Raw genomic sequence first — 19,544 nt, 5'->3', positions numbered from 1 at the left:
TCAACCACAGGCGCATTCACGCGAAAGGATTGCCATGCCTGAAATGATTTCCCCCGAAGAGGCTCGCGAACTGGTGCTTGCGGGCGTACATGCGCTCGACGTCGAGCGCGTTCCCCTGCTCGACGCAGTCGGTCGCGTTGCGGCCGAGCCCGTAACGAGCGACATCGACATCTCGCCCTTCGCCCATTCCGCCATGGACGGCTACGCCCTGCATGCGGCAGAGCTCGAAGGTGCCACGGAAGAAAACCCCGTCACGCTGCGCGTCATCGCCGAAGAGGGCGCGGGCAGCGTATTCGAGGGCACCATCGGCGCAGGCGAGTGCATCCGCATCATGACGGGCGCGCCCCTGCCCGAAAGCGCCGATGCCGTCGTGAAGTACGAAATCGTCGGCATCGTGGAAGGCGACGGCAAGACGGGCAGCGTCGTTTCGTTTACTGCCCCCACCAAGCCACGCAACAACATTCGCGAAGCGGGCGAAGAGGCCAAGGCAGGCGAAACGGTCGTGCAGGTGGGCGAAGTCATCAGCGCCGCGGGCATTGGCTTCCTGGCAAGCTGCGGCGCCATGGAAGTGGCCACGTACCGTCGCCCCCGCGTTGCCATCATCGCAACGGGCAGCGAGCTCGTACCACCCAGCGAAGTGCCCACGCCCGGCAAGATTCGCAACTCGAACAGCTACGCCATGGCCGCCTGCGTGCAGCAGGCCGGCGGCATCCCCCAGGTGCTCCCCATCGTGGAAGACACCTACGAGGCGCTTGCAAAGGCCGTGCAGGAAGCAGTGAAGACCTGCGATTTCGTGATTACCACGGGCGGCGCCGCCAACGGCGACTACGACTTCATCAAGCCCGTCGTGGATACACTCGGCGACCTGCGCATGACCACCGTAAACATGCGCCCCGGCAAAGCCCAGACGTTTGGCCTGGTAGACGGCGTGCCAGTATTCGGCCTGCCAGGCAACCCCGCAGCCGCCTACATTGGCTTCCACGTGCTCATCCGCCCCGCCCTGCGCAAGATGCAGGGCTACACGCACTTCGAGCACACCAAGGTCATGGCGCGCCTTTCCCGCGACATGAAGAAGAAGGACCCGCGTCGCATCTACACGCGCTCCACCATCGTGCGCGAAGGCGACGACTACGTGGTAACGCCCGCAAAGAACCAGAGCAGCGGACTGTTCGGGCCCATTCAGCGAAGCAACTGCATGGCCATCATGCCCGAAGGCCTGGAAAGCAAGCACGCAGGCGACCTGGTAGAATGCCTGCTTTTGGACATCCCCGAGGAGTTGGTGCTGTAATGACGAACGCAGAGCAGTTCGACCCGCAAGCCGCAGCCAAGGCGGCCCACGAGCACGACGCCGCGCATGGAAAGGCGCCGCACAAGCACATTCCGCGCGTAGCCATCGTGACGTGCTCCGATACCCGCACGATCGATCAGGACACGGCGGGCAAGGCGCTCATCGAGCTCGTCCTTGCCGAAGGTTGGCACGTGGCAAGCCGCGTCATCGTTCCCGACGACCGCCAGAAGATTGGCCAGGCCATCGTGAACGCCACCGACGAACTCGATGCCGACATCGTCCTCACCTGCGGCGGCAGCGGCCTTTCGCTACGCGACGTAACGCCCGAGGCAACGGCCGACGTATGCGACCGCTACGTTCCCGGCATCGTGGAGGCCATGCGCGCCTACAGCGTTGCCATCACGCCGCACGCCATGCTCTCGCGCGCCGTGTGCATGCAGCGCGGACGCCACCTAGTCGTGAACCTTCCGGGCAGCGAAAAGGCAGCCCGCGAAAACTGGGCGGGCATCAAAGCCGCCCTGCCCCATGCCGTCTCCATGATGGCGGGCGAAGGCCACTAGGCCACGGAACGCATATCGAGCAAGCAAAGGGCTCTGGTCACCATAAGACCAGAGCCCTTTTCGTATATGCAATCCGCCGCACCCAGGCGGACGGCAAGGCAACGCTACACGATGCTCGCCGTATAAAAGGAATAGCGGGCAATCGCGACTCCGATTATCGCGAGCGCGCAAATGGCCGAGGCAGCCCAAGGTTTTTCGCCCTTACGAGCAACGACGGTCAAAGCGCAAGCACAGACAAGACATACGATGCCGACCACAAACGGCACCACGTTCAAACCCAGCCCCGCAAAGTGGGCACCAACCGCAGCCACGCAGACAGCGGAGAGAATCTGCATGACAATACCGTAGGAGGAAATAAGCTTGCTGGAAAGGGCTTCATTATTGAACATCAGGTAGAAGCCAACACCCATGGCAAGGTCGGGCACGACGAAAAACGGAACGGTGGCGGGATTTGCCCAAGCAGGCGTACCCAGAAACGCGGTGTATGCCAAACCCATCGCAATCGTCAGAGCAACACCAAACGCAGCCGCCACGACGATGAGCCAGCGCGGGGATTCCTTCTTGGTGATGCAGAAAATCATGTCACCAAGCACGGCAACGCCAAAAAGCACAGTCGTGACGCCTTCCTGAGCAATGCCGGCAGTCGGGTTACTGAAGGCGTATAGCACACGAAGCGGCTGACCAAGATGGCAAAGAAGCGCCACCCCGCCAATCGCGAGCATGATCAAGCACGCAAGGGCAAACGCCCACGGCGCCTTACGCTCCGCCTTGAGCGGTACCATTGCCCTGGTTACGTAGCCACCGGCCGCAATGCCAGCTAGAACCGTATAGACGAACAGGGGAAATTCGGAAATCATTTTTGTCTATCCTTTCATTATGAATAAACGGGAAGCGCCCAGCGCTTTGAGGAAGCAGCCGCCTACGGACCTCCAACACGCGGAGCGCCAGCATGTGGGCTATAAAGCCTGACCGTCGAGCTCTCGCTGTCGGTCTTTATTGAGATTGCGATTCGCAGCCTGCGACGCACGATGGTCAATGACCATCCTGGCAGTACGAGCGATAGCGTATGCGCCGAATACGACGGAATACACCACGACGCTGACACGAGCCGCTAACCCTCCGTTAATTGCGGGCGGCATGAGCAGGCACATCGAGTGCACGTAAATGAGCGCGTAAAACAAGTAAGCCAGCTTCTGAAGCCTAATCCAGGTTTTTCCACGCATGCGCTTTCGCACGAAGCGAAAAGACGTAACGCCCAGGAGAAGCAAAAGAATGAGCAGCACCACGCCCGCAATCATCGAAGCGACAATGGGCGCTTGAAAATGAGCCCCCGCGAAAAGGCCGGTGACGTAAGGCGAAAAATAAACGACTATGTGCCCAAGGGCCAAGATACAGGCCACGATGGAAAGCACCGCGCGGACGGGCGCGAGGTAATTGCGCACCTTGCCATTGTACGGGAAGACACCAATATACATGACGACCACGAACAGCGACAACGCCACAAAACCGCGACGGAGAAGCGGCATTACTACAAGGTCTAATTCGTTCGGCAGCATCCCCAGACACTGCGCAAGCAGCAGAACATCAAGCAAGACGCCCACAACGTAAAACGCCCATGGGGCCGACATCATCGGCTTCCTCAGGCAAAGGACCACCGCGATGGTCACGACGAGAGTTAGCAAAAACGTCATAGCGCGATAACCTCCATTGATAGCGCAAGCGAAACAAATCCAAGAGCTCCTCAGATTCTGCGCTACGCTGCTTCCCCAAGCAGGTCTATCGCATCGGCGAGGAGTTCATCGTCTAACTCGATAAAGCCTTTCGTCACCTTGAGCACGCCGCAATACAGACGCGTCTTCAAAATCTTCTCGCTAAGGGCCTTGAAATCATCGAACCAACTCAGCACGTGATCATTGAGAAAGGCTCGCTGCGTTTCCAGATTCTCGCGCGCAAGGTTCAAATCGCCCGCTTCAAGCTGGTCAGCAGCACGAAGCCCCATGATGGCAAGGTATTCCATCTCGAAGGAGAGATGGTCGGAGGGCAGATGGATATATTCGTCCACCTTCAGCGAAGCCCGCTTGAGCGCCCGATACACCTCCGCTGCGGGCTCCCCCGCCAAACGCGATTCCTCGCCACGAAATAGAGATTCGAAAGGTTCGGCATAGCGGCCCTCGTACGTGCTCGTCCCAACCCACGCAGCCGTGAAGTCAACAGCCAGGCGCTCGCGAGCGCCCCAGCGATTACGCGCTAGATAATGCCTGATATCATCGAAGCCCTCTTTGATGATTGGACTTACTTCCCCGAACGCAGAATAGTCCGTGGCACTCATCGAATCTATCTGGTCTTCGGTCAGCTTCTTGTAATAGAAGCTTTCGAGCACGCGATAGAAACTCGAGCGCGCCCTAAGCATATCAATGGTGGATTCCGTCGTCTCATTCGTCATCATTTCTACCTTCTCCTTCTTGGCTCTCCCTCGCGTGAATCGCGCAGACCGGCGCCGCCTTTCGCAGTCTCCGGCAAGGCGCAAGACGTTGAGCCGATGGGAGGATTGGATGACGACTCGACGCCTTGCGCCCATCCGCGCTAGATCGAGGGAGACTCTAGCGCGGATGCCATGAGAACGGACAAGATGGGCTCGTCCCGGGGAGCTATCCCTGCCAGGTCGCTATCGAGGGACTCAGGATGTAGCTTGTAGTGGGGCCAACGCCCACCGTATCCGTAAGCTTGAAAATGGCAGACTCCTCGTACTTGGCAAGCTCCTTCGAAACGTCGCTTTCGGGATCGTCCAAATCACCGTAAAAACGCGCGGCCGTGGGGCAATTGTGCACGCACGCTGGAACATCGCCCTTCTTCGTCACGCTCGGGCATAGCTCGCATTTGTATACGGTCTTGTCCTCTCCGTGAAATGTACGCGCACCATAGGGGCATGCCATCATGCAGCTCTTGCATCCGATGCATGCGTCACGCGTAATGCGAACAACGCCCGTTTCCGCGTCCTTGTACGAAGCGCCCGTAGGGCACACCGCCACACATGCAGGGTTCTCGCATTGCTGGCACATCACCGGCAACCAGTATTTCTCAATTTCGGGATACGATCCGAATGGGCCGATATCATCAACCCTGTTCCAGTACTCACCCAGGGGAATGCCGTTCTCGAGCTTGCATGCCACGATGCAGCTATCGCATCCCGAGCAACGGTCCAGATTAACAACGATGCAGTTCCTCATTTAAAACACCACCTCTGTCTGAGGCTCGTTCATGAGCGTGGGCATGAACGGCTCGAACTCCTCCGGTTCAACCCAGATGCGATCGGGCCTCGTAGACTTCTCGATGTCCACCTGGAATGCGCGATACGTTTGCGAACTAAAGAACTCATTACCAGGGCCTTCAAGCGTCAGACAGTTCACATTGCATTCCTGCCAGCCGCCGCTAATGGTTTCCTGGGAGTCGTCGAAGCACTCGGGATTCCAAAAGCGCTCCATGAAGATGACGCCCGGCGCCACGGCTTCACAGACATTCGCAATGCCGTGAGCGTCGCCACGAGAATTAAAGACCTTCACCCAATCTCCCGACTCGATGCCATAGCCCTTGGCAGTTGCCGGGTTGATGAGGACCTCGGGAGCAGGGTAGAGCTCGCGGGTAAACGGAGCATGGCGCATGGTTCCATGGTGGAAGTGGGGAACGCGGCCCGATGTGAGCGTAAGAGGATACTCTGGCGTATTCTCGGGCGTTTCAACAGGCTCAATGAACTTGCAGATAGCATCACGATGTTCGATTTCAGGCATCGTGAACGGATACGTATAGGGGAATCCGTCGATTGAAGAATGGATGTGCACCGTAGCGTACGGCTCAACCTTGCGCGACAGCGTCTTGAAACCAACAGGCAGACCATCTGGCGCGATATCCTCATGCTGGTAATACTGCCAATACGCCTCGGGCGGAATAACGCGCGGATTGAGCTCGTCCTGACGCTCAAGGACTTCATCCCACGTCTTACACCCCCACTGAGGAGCCCAATTCTCGTGCATTTCCTCCGTCGAGGAGAAGCATACGCCTCGCATGCGCTCACGGTCGTACACCTTGTCCTCGCCTCCGAGGTGCTCGCAAATGCTATCGAGGACCTTGCCGATAACAACCTTGTTATGAGCCGTCTCGCCAAGGTGGATAACGCGCTGGCGAAGCCACATGTAGTTCATCGTGGCAATCATGTCCGCGCCGCTACCGCCTTCCCACTCAAGCCATTCGTACACGGGCAAGAACAGGTCGCTAAGTTCGATGTCGAAACTCGTCATGTTCGGATATTCATGCACGATGAAATCCTGAGTTTCACGAACTTCGATCCACTTGTTAACATCTCCGAACATGGCAAGCTTATTGCCAGAGCAATCGAACCAGCACTTGATGGGGTAGGGATCGCCCGTAGTCATGGCAATGCGCGAAGGGCCATTTGCAGCCTGGCCCCAGTCGAGCATGCCACGATATTCAAGGCCACCCATACGGTCGATGGTGATTTGATGCCACTGCTCGCGCATGGCCTCCCCGTCGACACCACGTTCGTTCAGCGCCTGGACCTGCGCGTCAAGTGCACGATCGTTCTGAGCCTTCGTCCAACCGATATTCCAGCCCACGCCGTACATTCCGCCAGAGTAGTTAATCCACCCGCACTGGCGTTCGGTAGGTCGCGCACCGGTCATCGTCATCGACGAGCCTGGCTTATACACGCGGCCAGTAATGACTTCGAGGCCCAGCGTGCCCAAGGGTACCTGAGATGAGCAGTTCATCATATCCGAGAAAACGCCATGGCAGATATTCGCATACTCGGTCTTCGCGTAGAGCTCGATTGCCTCCTTATTGCGATCTGCCGGAGTCCAGCAGACCTCCTCGACATGTTCGAGCGTCCAAGGTTCCGCCTCTTCCCAGTAGAGCTGAGCGGCGGACTTGCACGTCTTTCCATTGATTTCCACCGTAGCGAGCAGGCGCGGATTGACAGGGCAATCCTCCGGCGCCGTATACGGCAGGGGCTGCAGTTCGCCGGTGATCTCATCGAAGCAAACGTACGCGGGAGTGGAAATAACATCATTGGGATCGAGCGCGGGATTGACGTAATCGGGCCAGATTTCTTCCGCCTTGTACGGCAATTCGGTATCGGGATTGATGATGAACGGCAAGTTCGTCCAATACTTGCAGAAATCCTCATCCCACAGGTTGTTCTCGATGATATAGCGGAACCACGAGAGAATGAGGCCCGTATCGTAACCAGGGCGAACGGGCAGCCAGATATCAGCCTTTGCCGCATCGGGAGTGAACACTGGGTCAATGACGATAGTCTTCACGCCACGGCCAACGCGTAGATCGGCCATGCCACGGCCAGATTGAGCGACCTGACTCGTGCTCGGCTGCGCTCCCCAGAGCACCTGCAGCTCAATCTTGGGCGAATACTCGTTGAACGGCTCGTTGTTCGCATGGTCGGCAATGGATTGATTGCCCTGCATACCGCCACCGTATACGTTATCGGCAATGGTAACGCGAGGAAGCCAGCATTGGCACGCACCCGGCGAGATGGCGCCATTCGGTGCACCAAGGGCATGCGAAAACGGGCTGATGACGTGGCTATTGTAGAAACCACCGCCACCCGTGCCACCCATGTAGGCATACGGGCCGTATTTCTGCATGGCCAAGGCAATCTGCTCGCCCGCGTAGTCAATCGCCTCATCCCAGGAGATAACCTCCCATTCGTTGGTACCACGCGGCCCCACTCGCTTCATGGGATGCAACACGTGTCGGGGGCTGTAAACCGTATGAAGCTGGCTCATGCCCTTCAGGCACATGCTCCCCTTGCTCTCGGGAGCACGAGGGTCGCCTTCGAGCTTAACCACGATGCCATCTTCAAGATAGGCAATACAAGGACACAGCTGGATGCAACCGTGGCACGCCGTGTGAACGGCAATGCGTTCCTTCTCTTCCGCGACCTGGTCTTCTTCGCTTTCGGCAAGACACCCCGACATCGTGACGCCCATTGCGGTCGCCGCAGTCGCAAGCGTTGACGCTTTCACGAAGCTGCGTCGTGTCATGTTGTTTGCTGCCATTAATCCTCCTCCTTCTTTCTCTTGCTTTCTGCTTTCTGGGGACGACAGTTGTCGCCTTGTTACTTCATCATCTCGCCAAGGAAAGCCGCCCCCTCTCTTGTCGTCCTCCAGCCGTCGTTCCATACGAGGCCACCCGCACGTTCGAGCTTTTCAACGATCGAGCTCGCCTTCACGGGAACCGAGGAAGCGGTGTTAAGAGACTTGATGCCGGCAAGATCGGCAGCGTCAAAGAGATTTACAATTTCCTGAATCGATCGAGATTCCTGGCAGAAGCCAAGAACGTCCATAAACGCCTTCTTACGATCAGGCATGGTCGTCGCGAGCTTGGACAGTCGATTGGATGGAGCGGCTTCCTGCGCAACGGCATTACCCGCATCCGTAGCAACAAACTGATAGGAGGCAATAAGTTCGTCGACCTCATCCTCAGTCAGGCCTTCGCACCGCTCGGAAGTGACGTCCTCCCCCTCGGCATCGACGGCATATTGCTCGAGCCCCTTGGCGTCAACTAGATACGTGATGATCCGAAACGGGGATTGCTGTGCGCTACGAAATTCATCACTCGTGGTTATCATGTCCTCAACGTCGGCGAAATCGCGACGTTGGCTGCAATAGCGAAGCGTCTTGTACATAATCTCGCGATGCGCGGGATTGCCATGTATGAGCTTGCGCAAATCCGCGCAACGCTTTTCGAATTCCGCCTCGTCATCCCCATCGGCTTGCACCTCATTGCTGGAGACATCAGTGTATTTACGGGCAAAATCCCTTTCCTTCGCAATAAGCACCGGATCGACAGGCGCCTTCTCCGTGTCTGATATCGACGTGCCGGCATCCAGGGGCATGCGGACCTCAACGTCAACGGCATTCGCCACCATGAGCCTCTCCTCTCTAGCTTGGCGTCAGGCATATCGGGGCACATGGGAAGCCAGCCCGATTCTTGACGTACCGCCATCTACTTCTCCACGCGAAAAATCGTAGTATGCAGACTTTCGGGCCGAAACTTTCCAGGTGAATGATTACCCACTCCGCGAATCGTCCGAATTGCATGAAATCGAACCTCACTCAAATTGAGTTATGCGCTCACGTGCACTTTTGAGAAATACCTGCTTATTGGACGTTTCGAGACCCTGGAGGAAGTACCTACAATGGCGGTGGAAAGAGCCCCGACGCCCCGGTCGGGCAAGAAGACACAGGTGAGGAGCAAGCATGTTTCGAGCTCGATTTAAGGTGATTGCAACGCTAGCCGAAGAGGCGAATTTGGACGAGGGAGCAAAGGTCACCCTCCAGAACGTATTCAAGAGCGCGCCGTTCGAATTCCGATCAGTCGAATGCCTTGAGCCCCCAACCAATTCGCAGCTGGACGAGGAAACCGATGACGCCCACAAGACCGAAAGCGATTTTATTGCCGTAGAGGGGCCAGGCCAAACGGACGATGCCAACGACCCCGAGAATACCCCCAAGAAGAAGCCCTCCGACGGCACCGAGGAAATCGGCTTCGATTCGAAGGAAGGCATAACGACTGGCGGCGAGTTGCCATTAGAAGAAACGAACGAAGAACTCAAGCAGCAGGCATGGCATGACCAGCTTGTACAGGTTGCGGAAACGACCGGAACCTACCCCGTCGCACTCTATCGCGAAGAACAGGAGCGAATGGCCGCCGCCAAGCGAGAAGAGGACGAAGCCTTCGTAAGGATGTACTCCAACGACGATGCACGCACGTACGCAGCCTTGAAGGAGCAACGTAAGCAGGAGCCGAGGGAAACACTTCGCATTACCCTACGCGCCTCCCTTCTGCATAGGCCCCTCTGGGACGACACCAATGAGGCCAACGCCAACTGGCATGACGTACTTGCGCCAGCCGCCCGAAGGATTCTCCGCGATGTAAGCGAGGAGCTTAGGACCATCAACCGCCCCTCGTACGCACGACAGGTAAGCATAGAGGATTTGCACATGAAACGGTTCCACCTGCAAATTGACCCCTACGTATTTACGTTCCCCCTTGTATCGGGCAATAGGCTCGACACCGCATCGTTCGAGCAAATCGAACGATTCCGCAAGCTGCTGCATGATGGCAAGCTGCCTGAAGGCCGAATCACTCAAATTGACATGCCGCGCATTCTCACCGATGAGGAGCTGGAGGCGCTTGCGAAAAGCGAGCGCGAGGAGCGCGAGGAGCGCGAGAAGGCCGAGGAGGAATCGCAGATAGACCTCAAGGCGCCCGCCAACGAAGCAGAGGAGGAAGACAAATCGGAGGGCGATGCCCCTGCCAGCATCGAAGAAGCCACCGAAGAGATGCCGGACTCCCGGCTCGACAGCACAGGTCCAAGCGCAGAAGAGATTGCCGCCATCCTTTCCGCGTCCGTCGATTACCGCTACTGGCGTCTACACGCAGACGATGGCAGCCAATTCGTCTTCGACACGCGCGCTTGCGCAGAATAACGCGCTACTTTGTCTGCCTCTTCTTCTCCTTTGCGCGAGCCTCTATGACCGCAATCAACTCTTGATGGGTATGGATATCCGTCTTCGTGTATATCTTTCGAATATGCGAGCGAATCGTGTTATACGAAAGAACGAGCTGATCGGCGATTGAATTTGCGTCGTAGCCCTTTGCAAGCAGCAGGAGAACCTCGCGCTCCCGCTCACTGAGCCGGCCCTCTTCGGCGATCTCCAAGCAGGCGGAGACAAAAGCGCCGCGCTTTGCCTTCGTCTGCTTTCCGTCCTCCCAATTAGATTCCCGCTCGCCGCCACCAGCAGCCGAAGCGCTCAAGGCACCAAACAGATTATCGTCAACGACGATCACACGCAGATCGGGCTGTGCGACATTACCCACTACCGATTCCTTGAAATCCTTCTCAGTGAAAGCGAAGAAGAAGAAAACGACATTTACCGTTCCCAACAAAACAAGCGACGTCGTCATCGCCGACGAATCGGCATCGAACAAAGAGAGCAAGAAAGGCAAAGACCAACCAAGCGCCGCAGCAAGGGCCATGCATCCAAGGAAGGCTCCCGCCCTCCTAGACGAAGCCCGATCGCCCTCCCCCGCGAGCGCCAGCATGCAACACCAGGCAAGAATCACAATGAAAAGAAATGCCGCCTGCGAAAGCATTCTCACCACGAAACCCGCCTGCCCAATGAGCGTGAGAATTGACACGGCAGTAGCCGTTCCGAGCACGCCGTATACATAGCAGCCGCCCAGCAAAGCGGGCAGGCCCGCCTTGCGGGTTAAGTACAAAAAGAGAATCAGCACAGCCAGAGCGCCAGCAAAGACGATGCTCCCATTTGATCCGCGAGAGACGTTTACGTCGTTGAACACAATAGCAACTGCGCCCCGAACAAAGCTAATGCTGAATATGTACGCCATAAAGCTTGCATACATCGCAAATGGCTTTCGGGGCGGCAGAGCATATTGGTCGCGGCTCGACCCAAGCGCGCCCTCCTCCGCTGGCGCAGCATCATCGCCCGAAAAGCGCATGCCATAGAAAACCACGTATGTCACAGCCGGCAAAAGCAGCACGCAACAAGCGTACACGCCGAGTGGAGGCATGGAATCCATGAAGAAATAGACAAAGAGCATGGCCAGCAGAGAGAGCACGGTTGAGATAAGCCCCTGACTGGTTGGGAGGTCCCCGAATACTGCGGCGCAACCGCAAACGAGAAAGGCGAGAAGCAAACCGAGAGCCCACATCGAAATCATTACGAGGAGCCCATCGATCGGAATGCCGATTTGCGGAGCAAAGGCTATCCCCGTAAACACAGCCAACAAGGCGCCTAGAATCATCGCGCACGCCTTCGGCTTGTTCGCCAGCCTTCCGCCTAGAAGCCTAGGAGCCAGAAACAAACCAATCGCGAACAATGCAACGGAACCGGCAGTCAATTCGAAGTAGGGGCCAATATCCCCAATAAGAAGAATGCGGCCGCTACCAACGACGATCCAGAACCAGGCAAGAATCGACCCTAGGGAAAACGAGCCGACAGCGATGCGCGAAAAATCGATATTGGTAAGGTGCCACGTGGTGCTTCCCTGAGTTAATTTCCCTGGTGACATTCCAGCGCTCACGGCACCTTCACCCGAAGACGCTTCGACCATGCTAGACTTTTCGCCCAACGCCAGACCTCCCAACGGCACGGTAAGTTCGCATCCGATGCAAGCATGAGAGCAATGGCCCCGACTGCGAGCGAACTAATTAAAAGTCATTTACGCAATAATGCCGAATAGTATCACTTTAGCGCGTCAAAGCGATTCACCTCATCGGTAAAATTCACAGCCATTCGCACCCACCGCCGGAGGGGGCAATCCAGACCCCGATGCAACCGCGCGTCTTGGCAGATGCTACTCCAGGAACGCGCCCGTCTGGCGGTTCCACAGGTTGGTGTATTGACCGTTCGCGGCGATGAGCTGGTCATGCGGGCCACGAACACGACGCGGCCCATGGCAAGGCGCCGCATGCGCACATTCCGCGCGTGGCCATCGTGACGTGCTCCGACACGCGCACGCTCGACCAGGACACGGCCGGCAAGGCGCTCATCGAGCTCGTGAGCGCAGAGGGCTGGTCGGTCGTAAGCCGCGTGGTCGTTCCCGACGACCGCCAGAAGATCGGCGAGGCCATCGTGAACGCCACCGACCAGCTGAACGCCGACGTCGTCCTCACCTGCGGTGGCAGCGGCCTTTCGCTGCGCGACGTAACGCCCGAAGCAACGGCCGACGTGTGCGACCGCTACGTTCCCGGCATCGTGGAGGCCATGCGCGCCCACAGCATCGCCATCACGCCCCACGCCATGCTCTCGCGCGCCGTATGCATGCAGCGCGGCCGTCATCTGGTGATAAACCTGCCGGGCAGCGAAAAGGCAGCCCGCGAGAACTGGGACGGCATCAAGGCCGCCCTACCCCACGCCGTCTCCATGATGGCAGGCGAAGGCCACTAGGTCACTGCGACAACGCAACAAACGAAGCGGCTGACCCCGTAAGCGTAAGGGTCAGCCGCTTTTTTATTCCTGCAATGTCAACATTTTCCCATTTGGGAAAATTATTATAGGCTGATGGTATTTTTCCCAAATGGGAATAAAATACTCCATCCTGCTATAATTATCCCAAATGGGATATTGCCGACCAGCCTGCTCGAAGATGAGACAAAGGGACCCGCGATGGATTTTGTTCTGCCTCCAAAGCCACGAAACGTCGATGGAAAGCTCCGCGACGCGCAAGACCTTGGCGAGATTATCAGGAAACGCCGCAAGTCAATAGGACTCACGCAGGGAGAGCTAGCTGCCGCATGCCACTGCTCCGTGCGCTTCATCAGCGAGCTCGAACGCGGCGAAGCCGGAGGAAACATAAAGCAGGTCATCCGCGTGTGCAAGGAAATTGGCATTGACCTCTTTGCGAAAGTAAGGGGCGAGTAATGAAGCTTGCCGTGTATCGAGACAAGGAAGACGGGAAAGAGCTAGTCGGATGCATCGCTTTCGAACGAAGCGCGCACTCGCGTTTTGAATACGACGCATCATACGCTACGAAGGCACGCGAAAGAGGAGAGATCGGCATTTCCGAGCGCCTCCCCCTCTCCGGCAAACCCTACGAAGACATCGAGATAGCGCCTTTCTTCCAGGGGCTACTGCCCGAAGGAGAGGTCCTCGCCAACCTCGCAAGCGCATACCAAGTTGCGAGAAACGATTACCTCACGTTGCTCGAAAAGCTCGGCTGCGAAAGCATCGGGGCGCTCACGTTCATTGCCGAGACAGCGGACGCAAGCGATTACGCACCCGACTATCAACCCGTCACCGAGCACGCCATCTCCGAAGCCTCGGAAGACCCCATACGTTTCGCCACCACCGTAGCGAGCGAAACGCGCCTGTCACTTGCTGGCGCACAGTCAAAAGTCGCATGGTACCTGCCCGAGGGCATCAACCCCAACGAAGCGGAAACGGACGATTGGCTCGTCCCGAAAGGCACGGCACCATCAACTCACATCGTCAAGATCTCGCGCAGCGGCGAAGAAGAGCTCGCCCTGAACGAGTTGGCCTGCTCTATTCTTTCAACGTCGTGCGGAATAGAAACGGCCGAGGTAAGTCTTCTCCCCGACATCCCCGGCGCCATCGCCGTGAGGCGATACGACAGAGAATGGATCGAAGAAGGTCGTCTACTGCGACTCCACCAGGAGGACCTCTGCCAGGCACTTGGGCTTCCGCCCATATACAAATACCAGCCCGAAGGCGTTGATGCGGATTACATCGTGCATGCTTCCGACCTCCTAAGGGACACGGTCGAGCAACCCGTTGAAGACGCAATCGAATTCGCGAAACGACTGGCATTCAATTACGCAGTGGGCAATGCAGATGCGCACCTGAAGAACAGCTCGCTGCTATACGATCGGGAGTGGAAAAAGAGGCGACTGGCACCGATGTACGACGTCACGTGCATCCCGCTCAGCGGTTACTCGACGCAAATGCCCTTCGATTTCGGGGCGCATCGCGCCATGGACGACATCGACGAGCGGGACATCATGTCCATCGCGCTCAATGCCGACGTGAATCTGGGTGCATTCGACAAAGCCATAGAGGAGATCATAAGGGGATTCGAAACGCCTGCAACCGAAGGAGAAAGCGAAGCGACGCAGCGCATGCTTGCACGCATCGTTGAAAACTCCAAGCCCAGGCTAGCCGTCTTGAAACGATATTTAGGCAGGTAGGAACTTATTCCAAAAACGCGCCCGTCTGGCGGTTCCACAGGTTGGCGTATTGGCCGTTCGCCGCAATGAGCTGGTCGTGCGGGCCGTCTTCCACAATGCGGCCGCTTTCCAGCACGACAATGCGGTCGAGACTGGCCACCGTGGAAAGGCGATGCGCCACCACGATGGCGGTGCGCCCTGCCATAAGGGTTTCCAGGGCATCCTGCACCGCCGCCTCGCTTTCGCTATCGAGCGCGCTCGTGGCTTCGTCGAGCACCAAAATAGGGCAATCGGCCAGGATGGCACGCGCGATGGCAATGCGCTGACGTTGGCCGCCGGAAAGCTTCACGCCACGCTCGCCCGTAACGGTATCGAAGCCCTGGGGCAGCTTTTCGATGAATTCGAGCGCATTGGCGCGACGCGCCGCCTCGCGAATCTCCTCGGTGGTGGCATCGGGGCGCCCATAGGCAATGTTTTCTGCCACGCTGCGGTGGAACAACAGCGATTCCTGGGGCACGTAGGCAATCTGCCTGCGTAGACTCTGCTGCGTCGTGCATGCCACGTTCTGCCCGTCCACCAGAATACGACCCTCCTGGATGTCGGAAAGACGCAGCAGCAGTTTCGTGAGCGTGGTCTTGCCCGCGCCGCTCACACCCACCAAACCAACGCGCTCGCCAGGCTTGATATGCAGCTCGAACTGATCGAACACCTGCGTGCGCACGCCGCCGTCCTCGTAGAAGAAGTCGATGCCCTCGAAGTCGATAGCCCCTTCCGTAACCACGAGCGGTTGGGCATTGGGCACGTCGTCTACCAGGCGAGGCTCGTCGAGCACCGCCGTCATGCCGCTTGCGTCGCCCAATGCGCGGTTCAGGCGCTGCAGACCCGTATTGATGAAGTTGAACTGGTTCGTCACCGTATTCGTATAGGTGAACATCATGACGAGCGTACCAGCGGAAATGCCAAACCAGGCGTTTCCGCCGGCGATGAACACGGTAACCACGCTCATGATGACCACCGTAATGGCCGCCGTGATGATGCCGCGCATCAGCGACGAATGCATGCGCTTGCTATCGCGCGCCACCACTTCCCTGTTGTAGCGATCGAACAGGCCGCGCTCGTACTCCTCACGCCCGTACGTCTTCACAGCCAGGATGTTCGCCACCGAATCGGAAAGCTCGCCCGAAAGCTGGTTCTGCGCACCAGCGGCCTCGGCGTTCAAATGAAGAATGCGCTTGTACATGTAGTACGAAATGAGCGCGTACGCCACGAGCAGCACCATGAGAATCGCCACATACAGGGGGACGCGCGGAATCAGGATGACGCACGTCATGACGATGGAAATAATGACGGGCATGAAGGGGAACATGAGCGCTTCAAGGAGCTGGTTATATGCGTTCATGAACTTGGTAGTCTGAGACACGAGCGTTCCGCCAAACCGATTGGAATGGAACGACATGCTCTGATGACAGAGCGCGTCGAAGCACACGGTGGCCAAGTCGTAGCTCACGGCAATCTCGAGCTTCCACAGCGCATAGTCCTGCAGCTTGCTGCAAGCCTGACCCACCAGGTTTATGGCAATGAGGGCCAGCACGTAGGGGCCAAACACGGAAACCAAGTCCTCCGCCGCAACGGCGCCAGCGCTTACGCGGTCGACGATAAGGCTCATCACGAAGGGATTGCCATAGGAAAGCAAGGCGTGGAAGCCAATAGTAGCCAGCACAAGCGTAAGGAAAAATCCCATATGCTTGCGCGTGGCGAGCCAATAGTAATGAAGCGTTCTCCTGGTAACCGACTGCGAACGAGCCATGGTGACCGCCTTTCAAACCCCAAACACCATGCAAGGCCACACAGTGTACCGCACGAACCAAAAGCCCCACGAAGCCCAACCACCGCATGCTCACATTTCCCCAATTGGAAGCCCGAGCAGCAAACGGAGGCGAAGCTTGTGATAGTCTGCTAACCACTGTATACGCGACGAAGGACATCTATGGCCAAGCAAGCACCTGTAACCGAAGGGTTAACGCACAACGAATCCCCCGCGAAGCGCGACAGCTTCCGCTCGCGTTGGGGCTTCATCCTGGCATGCATTGGCTCGGCTGTGGGCATGGGTAACATCTGGCTGTTCCCCACGCGCGTTTCCGCCTACGGCGGCGGAACGTTCCTCGTGCCGTACCTCATCTTCGTCGTGCTGATTGCCTCCACGGGCGTCATGGGGGAAATGGCCTTCGGCCGCGCCACGCATAGCGGGCCGGCAGGGGCATTCGGCTTCGCCATCCGCGAGCGCTTCGGAGCCGCGCGCGAAAAGTACGGCCGCGCGCTGGGGCTGTTCCCCGTCATCTCGTCGCTGGCCATGGCCATTGGATACACCGTTGTGGTGGGCTGGATCCTGTTCTACGCCGTGCAATCCATTACGGGCGGCATGGCGAGCATGCAAAGCGCGCAGGATTTTGCCGGCCTCTTCGAAGGCGTGGCAACCGACAACACCCCGTGGCAAGTCGCGGCGCTCGTCATTGCGTTTGGCATCGTGTCCTTCGGCATTGGACGCGGCATCGAATCGGCCAACAAGGTCATGATGCCCCTGTTCTTCCTGCTCTTCGTGGTGCTGGCCATCTACGCTGCAGCGCAGCCCGGCTCTTCGGCGGGCTATGCGTACCTCTTCACGCTCGACCCCGCTGGCTTGGCCGACCCCATGGTATGGGTATTTGCACTGGGACAGGCATTCTTCAGCCTTTCGGTGGCGGGCAGCGGCACGCTCATCTATGGTTCGTACCTCAGCGACAAGGAGGACATCCCCAACAGCGCCAAGTACGTCGCCATCTTCGACACCCTGGCGGCCATCCTGGCCTCCCTCGTAATCATTCCGGCCATGGCATCGGCGGGACAGACGCTCTCTTCGGGCGGCCCGGGCCTGCTGTTCATCTACCTGCCCACGCTCTTCGCCAGCATGCCCATGGGCAACGTGGTAATGGTGGTGTTCTTCGTGGCCGTCCTCTTCGGCGGCCTCAGCTCGCTCATCAACCTCTACGAGGCACCCATTGCCACGCTGCAAGAACGCTTCAACCTGAAGCGTACGGCAGCGTGCCTCATCATTGGCATCTTGGGCCTCGTCGTGAGCCTGGCCATCCAGCAGATCGTCTCGCCCTGGATGGACGTCTGCTCGGTCTACCTGTGCCCCATCGGCGCCGCCATGGCAGGCATCATGTTCTTCTGGCTGCTGGGCGGCGACTTCGTAAAGAGCCAGATGAACAAGGGCAGGAAAAAGCTCCTCTCGCCCCTGTTCTTCCAGCTGGGGAAATACGTCTACTGCTTCGTGACGCTCTTCGTGCTTATCGCCGGCTCCATTTTGGGCGGCATCGGCTAGGAAGCCGCGCCTTCGAAGGCAACCACGCGATCGCACAGGCGCTCGGCTAGGTACGCGTTGTGCGTAATAACCAGCACGCCCATGCCGCGCTCTTCGGCCAAATCCATGATGGCCTCCCATATCTGCGCCTGCGTAACCACATCGAGCATCGTGGTGATCTCGTCGCAGACGAGAATGCGCGTCTGAGGCGCAAGCGCGCGCATCACGCAGAAACGTTGCAGCTCGCCACCGGAAAGCTCGTTGGGGAAACGCCCTTCCCACGCAGGCTCGATTCCGAAACGCTTGCGCAGCTCCGCAGGGGGATCCCACGACTCGAGCAGCGTCTTGCCCAGGCGCCAGCGCGGGTTCACCGCCCGTTCCGGATGCTGGTGGACCATCTGCACGGGCAGAAACCCAGTCGAGGGCAAGAGACGCGCCTCGTTCGGCAATGCATCCGCGTTATCCCACGTCACACGACCACTGTCGGGCTTGAGCAAGCCACATAGCACGCGGGCAAGCGTGCTCTTCCCGCAACCGCTAGGGCCAAAGAGGGCAACCTTCTCGCCTTCGGCAATCTGAAAATCGACATGGCTTAGGATGGGCTCGCTCGCATGGTAGGCGAACGAAACGTCATGCGCACTAAGAAGCATGATGGCACCTCACTTCCCCGCCACGCAGGGGACGCAAGGGAACGGCGCCCCGCAAGCATTCCGACGTGGCCTGGGGGCATCGATCCGCATACAAACAGCCCGCGGGCAAGTTACCCGCATACGGCTGCGTACCAGGCACGGGCGTGAATCCGTTCTGCGGAAGGGCACGCCACAACGCCTTGCTATACGGATGGCGAAGCGCTTCGGAATGCTCGCGAAAATCAGCCGCCGGCGCCACTTCCAACGTAGAGCCCGCATAAAAGACCACCACGCTGTCGGCCACGTCGTAAGCAAGATCCAAGTCGTGCGTGATGACCACCACGGCTTTTCCGCTATCGGCCAAGGCTCGGAACTCCGACATGGCCTGCACGGCCATGTCATGCGTAAGGCCCGGCGTAGGCTCATCGGCTATCACGATCTCGGCGTCCTCGATAAGCGCCGTTGAAAGCAGCACGCGACGGGACATGCCTCCCGAAAGCTCGAAGGGGTACATTCGCTCGGCCCGTTCGGGCAAGCGATAACGCTTGAACAGCGCGCGCTGGCCTTCCCGCGTTCCACGCGTACCCCGTACCTGAGCGCCCGCGCGCATAAGCGGATCAAGGCACTCGACCGACTGGGGGACAAAGGCGATATGCGTGCCACGTAGCTGTTCCTGCACTTCAGGCGTCATATCCACGCCTCGATAGCGGAGCGTGCCGGCAACCGTGGCGTTTTCCGGGAGCAGGCCAAGAATGGCGTGCGCGAGCAAGCTCTTCCCCGAACCTGAGGAACCAACCACGGCCACGATCTGCCCCGCATGGGCCGTAAGCGACAAATCGCTGATCGTCTGCAACGACGTGCGATGCAACCCGCGCCCATACCGTTCAAAGCGAATGCTCAGGTCGCGCACTTCCAGCATGGGGGCGTTTTCGTCCCACTGCGATTCCAAACACCCCATGCGAGCTTCAGCTGTCCCCTTCATCAT

General features: G+C 58.3%; 17 protein-coding genes. 7 read left to right on the top strand and 10 right to left on the bottom strand.

The genetic code is table 11. The annotated features are described in order from the left end of the window. The first annotated feature begins 34 nt into the window (after positions 1 to 34). Both glp and E7002_RS08365 read left to right on the top strand, forming a co-directional pair. Entirely contained in the window at positions 35 to 1,288 is a 1,254-nt protein-coding gene (gene glp, locus E7002_RS08370) for a gephyrin-like molybdotransferase Glp (RefSeq protein ID WP_303728443.1), read from the top strand. Further along, positions 1,288 to 1,848: a molybdenum cofactor biosynthesis protein B gene (locus E7002_RS08365; protein WP_303728442.1), complete on the top strand. Its 561-nt coding sequence runs from the start codon at positions 1,288 to 1,290 to the stop codon at positions 1,846 to 1,848. The genes glp and E7002_RS08365 overlap by 1 nt, the downstream gene beginning before the upstream one ends. A gap of 104 nt (positions 1,849 to 1,952) precedes the next feature. Here the strand turns inward: E7002_RS08365 and E7002_RS08360 are convergent, their stop codons facing one another. The 6 genes from E7002_RS08360 to E7002_RS08335 all read right to left on the bottom strand — a co-directional run bounded on the left by E7002_RS08360 (position 1,953) and on the right by E7002_RS08335 (position 8,806). Then, positions 1,953 to 2,705 (bottom strand): DmsC/YnfH family molybdoenzyme membrane anchor subunit, encoded by a 753-nt coding sequence (locus tag E7002_RS08360; protein ID WP_303728441.1) that lies wholly within the window; start codon positions 2,703 to 2,705, stop codon positions 1,953 to 1,955. Between the two features lie 99 nt (positions 2,706 to 2,804). Beyond that, complete coding sequence (locus E7002_RS08355; RefSeq protein WP_303728440.1) at positions 2,805 to 3,515, bottom strand: ferric reductase-like transmembrane domain-containing protein; 711 nt, start codon at positions 3,513 to 3,515, stop codon at positions 2,805 to 2,807. 86 nt (positions 3,516 to 3,601) lie between these two features. Next, positions 3,602 to 4,294: a molecular chaperone gene (locus tag E7002_RS08350; RefSeq protein WP_303728439.1), complete on the bottom strand. Its 693-nt coding sequence runs from the start codon at positions 4,292 to 4,294 to the stop codon at positions 3,602 to 3,604. Positions 4,295 to 4,496: 202 nt separating this feature from the next. Beyond that, complete coding sequence (locus E7002_RS08345; protein WP_303728438.1) at positions 4,497 to 5,075, bottom strand: 4Fe-4S dicluster domain-containing protein; 579 nt, start codon at positions 5,073 to 5,075, stop codon at positions 4,497 to 4,499. After that, the gene (locus E7002_RS08340) at positions 5,076 to 7,934 is read right to left on the bottom strand and encodes a molybdopterin-dependent oxidoreductase (protein WP_303728436.1); all 2,859 of its coding nucleotides are present in this window, start codon (positions 7,932 to 7,934) and stop codon (positions 5,076 to 5,078) included. A gap of 59 nt (positions 7,935 to 7,993) precedes the next feature. Beyond that, positions 7,994 to 8,806 (bottom strand): hypothetical protein, encoded by an 813-nt coding sequence (locus E7002_RS08335; RefSeq protein WP_303728435.1) that lies wholly within the window; start codon positions 8,804 to 8,806, stop codon positions 7,994 to 7,996. Between the two features lie 331 nt (positions 8,807 to 9,137). Between E7002_RS08335 and E7002_RS08330 the strand changes: the two genes are divergently transcribed. Then, positions 9,138 to 10,370, top strand: a complete 1,233-nt coding sequence (locus E7002_RS08330; RefSeq protein ID WP_303728434.1) for a hypothetical protein — start codon at positions 9,138 to 9,140, stop codon at positions 10,368 to 10,370. 4 nt (positions 10,371 to 10,374) lie between these two features. Here E7002_RS08330 and E7002_RS08325 read toward each other — a convergent pair whose 3' ends face one another. After that, entirely contained in the window at positions 10,375 to 12,018 is a 1,644-nt protein-coding gene (locus E7002_RS08325) for a LuxR C-terminal-related transcriptional regulator (protein ID WP_303728432.1), read from the bottom strand. Positions 12,019 to 12,392: 374 nt separating this feature from the next. On the opposite strand from E7002_RS08325, the gene E7002_RS08320 reads away from it, so the two are divergent. The 3 genes from E7002_RS08320 to E7002_RS08310 all read left to right on the top strand — a co-directional run bounded on the left by E7002_RS08320 (position 12,393) and on the right by E7002_RS08310 (position 14,611). Continuing rightward, positions 12,393 to 12,854 carry a molybdenum cofactor biosynthesis protein B gene (locus tag E7002_RS08320; RefSeq protein ID WP_303728431.1) on the top strand — a complete coding sequence of 154 codons (462 nt, stop codon included), beginning with the start codon at positions 12,393 to 12,395 and terminating at the stop codon, positions 12,852 to 12,854. Between the two features lie 219 nt (positions 12,855 to 13,073). Beyond that, positions 13,074 to 13,328, top strand: a complete 255-nt coding sequence (locus tag E7002_RS08315) for a helix-turn-helix domain-containing protein (RefSeq protein ID WP_303728430.1) — start codon at positions 13,074 to 13,076, stop codon at positions 13,326 to 13,328. Next, on the top strand, positions 13,328 to 14,611 hold the full coding sequence (locus tag E7002_RS08310; protein ID WP_303728429.1) for a HipA domain-containing protein: 1,284 nt from the start codon (positions 13,328 to 13,330) through the stop codon (positions 14,609 to 14,611). Before E7002_RS08315 ends, E7002_RS08310 begins: the two co-directional genes overlap by 1 nt. Before the next feature lie 4 nt (positions 14,612 to 14,615). On the opposite strand, the gene E7002_RS08305 is transcribed toward E7002_RS08310, so the two are convergent. Beyond that, positions 14,616 to 16,397: an ABC transporter ATP-binding protein gene (locus tag E7002_RS08305; RefSeq protein WP_303728428.1), complete on the bottom strand. Its 1,782-nt coding sequence runs from the start codon at positions 16,395 to 16,397 to the stop codon at positions 14,616 to 14,618. Positions 16,398 to 16,577: 180 nt separating this feature from the next. On the opposite strand from E7002_RS08305, the gene E7002_RS08300 reads away from it, so the two are divergent. Beyond that, positions 16,578 to 17,951: a sodium-dependent transporter gene (locus E7002_RS08300; protein ID WP_303728427.1), complete on the top strand. Its 1,374-nt coding sequence runs from the start codon at positions 16,578 to 16,580 to the stop codon at positions 17,949 to 17,951. Here the strand turns inward: E7002_RS08300 and E7002_RS08295 are convergent. Beyond that, complete coding sequence (locus tag E7002_RS08295; protein WP_303728426.1) at positions 17,948 to 18,580, bottom strand: ABC transporter ATP-binding protein; 633 nt, start codon at positions 18,578 to 18,580, stop codon at positions 17,948 to 17,950. The genes E7002_RS08300 and E7002_RS08295 overlap by 4 nt on opposite strands. Further along, positions 18,570 to 19,544, bottom strand: a complete 975-nt coding sequence (locus E7002_RS08290; protein WP_303728425.1) for an ABC transporter ATP-binding protein — start codon at positions 19,542 to 19,544, stop codon at positions 18,570 to 18,572. The genes E7002_RS08295 and E7002_RS08290 overlap by 11 nt, the downstream gene beginning before the upstream one ends.

Origin of the sequence: Denitrobacterium detoxificans (assembly GCF_015062615.1) — a bacterium.
GTDB classification, from domain to species: Bacteria; Actinomycetota; Coriobacteriia; order Coriobacteriales; family Eggerthellaceae; genus Denitrobacterium; species Denitrobacterium detoxificans_A.
Note: the sequence above shows the minus strand (reverse complement) of the source record. Positions and strands in the feature narration are given on the sequence as shown.

Coding starts and splice junctions, on each gene's coding strand:
- glp (WP_303728443.1), top strand. CDS start 35: ATGCCTGAAATGATTTCCCCCGAAGAGGCTCGCGAACTGGTGCTTGCG.
- E7002_RS08365 (WP_303728442.1), top strand. CDS start 1,288: ATGACGAACGCAGAGCAGTTCGACCCGCAAGCCGCAGCCAAGGCGGCC.
- E7002_RS08360 (WP_303728441.1), bottom strand. CDS start 2,705: ATGATTTCCGAATTTCCCCTGTTCGTCTATACGGTTCTAGCTGGCATT.
- E7002_RS08350 (WP_303728439.1), bottom strand. CDS start 4,294: ATGATGACGAATGAGACGACGGAATCCACCATTGATATGCTTAGGGCG.
- E7002_RS08345 (WP_303728438.1), bottom strand. CDS start 5,075: ATGAGGAACTGCATCGTTGTTAATCTGGACCGTTGCTCGGGATGCGAT.
- E7002_RS08340 (WP_303728436.1), bottom strand. CDS start 7,934: ATGGCAGCAAACAACATGACACGACGCAGCTTCGTGAAAGCGTCAACG.
- E7002_RS08335 (WP_303728435.1), bottom strand. CDS start 8,806: ATGGTGGCGAATGCCGTTGACGTTGAGGTCCGCATGCCCCTGGATGCC.
- E7002_RS08330 (WP_303728434.1), top strand. CDS start 9,138: ATGTTTCGAGCTCGATTTAAGGTGATTGCAACGCTAGCCGAAGAGGCG.
- E7002_RS08325 (WP_303728432.1), bottom strand. CDS start 12,018: ATGGTCGAAGCGTCTTCGGGTGAAGGTGCCGTGAGCGCTGGAATGTCA.
- E7002_RS08315 (WP_303728430.1), top strand. CDS start 13,074: ATGGATTTTGTTCTGCCTCCAAAGCCACGAAACGTCGATGGAAAGCTC.
- E7002_RS08310 (WP_303728429.1), top strand. CDS start 13,328: ATGAAGCTTGCCGTGTATCGAGACAAGGAAGACGGGAAAGAGCTAGTC.
- E7002_RS08305 (WP_303728428.1), bottom strand. CDS start 16,397: ATGGCTCGTTCGCAGTCGGTTACCAGGAGAACGCTTCATTACTATTGG.
- E7002_RS08300 (WP_303728427.1), top strand. CDS start 16,578: ATGGCCAAGCAAGCACCTGTAACCGAAGGGTTAACGCACAACGAATCC.
- E7002_RS08295 (WP_303728426.1), bottom strand. CDS start 18,580: ATGCTTCTTAGTGCGCATGACGTTTCGTTCGCCTACCATGCGAGCGAG.
- E7002_RS08290 (WP_303728425.1), bottom strand. CDS start 19,544: ATGATGAAGGGGACAGCTGAAGCTCGCATGGGGTGTTTGGAATCGCAG.